The sequence below is a fragment of the Streptomyces adelaidensis genome, assembly GCF_016598475.1.
GTDB classification, from domain to species: Bacteria; Actinomycetota; Actinomycetes; order Streptomycetales; family Streptomycetaceae; genus Streptomyces; species Streptomyces adelaidensis.
On record NZ_JAEMUX010000223.1, the window covers coordinates 1 to 1,573 of the forward strand.

Annotated in this window: 1 protein-coding gene; it reads left to right on the plus strand. The window is 69.5% G+C overall.

Annotation, left to right across the window (positions count from 1 at the left end):
• Positions 1-105: 105 nt before the first annotated feature.
• Entirely contained in the window at positions 106-1,557 is a 1,452-nt protein-coding gene (tnpC, locus tag I8N67_RS41435) for an IS66 family transposase (RefSeq protein ID WP_372443922.1), read from the plus strand.
• Positions 1,558-1,573 lie beyond the last annotated feature (16 nt).

Consider the following 1,573-nt stretch of genomic DNA (forward strand, 5'->3'; position numbering starts at 1 on the left):
GTAGCTATTCAGCGGGGCATGGCCGGTGCGGCGGCCGGGTTGCTTGATCGCTAGGCTTGTGGGGTGTCCGATCCTGTCGGTCCCGTGGAGGGGCTTGTCGCTGAACTGACCGTGCTGCGAGCGGAGTTGGCGGCCGCTCGGGCCGAGGCGGCGGCCAAGGACGAGCGGATTGATGCGCTGTTGGTGCAGGTCGGTGAGCTGACCGTGCAGGTACAGGCGTTGGTGTTGAAGTTGTCGAAGGATTCCTCGACGTCCTCGAAGCCGCCGTCCTCCGATGGGCCGGGCAAGCGGCCGAGGGGTGGTTCCTCGCGGACCCGGTCGGGGCGCAAGCCGGGCAAGCAGCCCGGGGATCCGGGCACCACGCTGCGGCAGGTCGCCGAGCCCACCGAGCGGATCGGCATCCCGGCCCCGGCGTCCTGTCCTGGGTGTGCAACCTCTTTGCTCGGGGTGCCGGTGCGCGAGGTACGCCGGCGTCAGGTCTTCGATCTGCCCGAGCCTGCCCCGGTCGAGGTCATGGAGTACGCGGCTGAGGTGAAGTGCTGTCCGGGCTGTGGGAAGAAGCAGGCCGGGGAGTTTCCGGCCGGTGTCACCTCGGCCGTCCAGTACGGTCCCGAGGTCACCGCGAAGATGGCCGATGCGGTCCTGGGCCACCACATTCCCGTGCACCGTTCCACGCTGCTGGTCATGGAGCTGTGCGGCGTGCAGGTGTCCACCGGCTTCACGGCGGGACTACGCGGCAGGGCCGCCCGCCTGCTGGAGAGCGGCTTCCTGCCCGCCGTGCGTGCCCTGCTGGCCGGTGCCCCCGTCGTTCACGCTGACGAGACCTTCACCCGCACCGCCGGCGAGACGGTCTTCCTGCACGTCGCGGCCACCGAGCACCTCACCGTGCTGCACACCGGCAACCGCTCGGCCGACGCCATCGACGCCGGAGACGTACTGCCCCGTCTGACCGGGGTCCTGGTCCGCGACGGATATGCAGGCTATTCCCACCTCGGTCAGGTCCTGCACGCCTGGTGCGGTGCCCACCTCCTGCGAGACCTGCGCGGTATCCACGAGGCCGACCCTGAAGGCCAGTTGTGGGCCCGTGCCATGGCCGACACTCTGCTGGAGGCCAACCGGTTCGCGGCTGCGGCCCGCCAGGCCGGACGCGAGGCGCTGAGCACCGACGAACTGCAGACGATTCACCGCCTCTACACCGGGGCACTGGCCCGCTCCCGCCAGGACAACCGGGCCACGAACACCGAACTGGCCGCCCACGCCCGCACCCTGGCCCGCCGCTTCAGCGAGCACCGCGAGGTCATCCTCCGCTTCGCCACCGACCTCACCGTCCCCTTCACCAACAACCAGGCGGAAAGAGACATCAGACCCACCAAGGTCCAGCAACGCGCCTCCGGCGGCTGCTGGAGAACCCTCCAGGGCCTGGCCGACTTCGCCATCGTCCAGTCCTACCTGTCCACCGCAGGCAAGTGGGGCATCAACCGCTACGACGCACTCAAGCGTCTCTTCACCACCGGGGCATGGATCCCGCACGCCCTCACCCCCGACGCAGCCGCATGACCGGCTGAATAGCTAC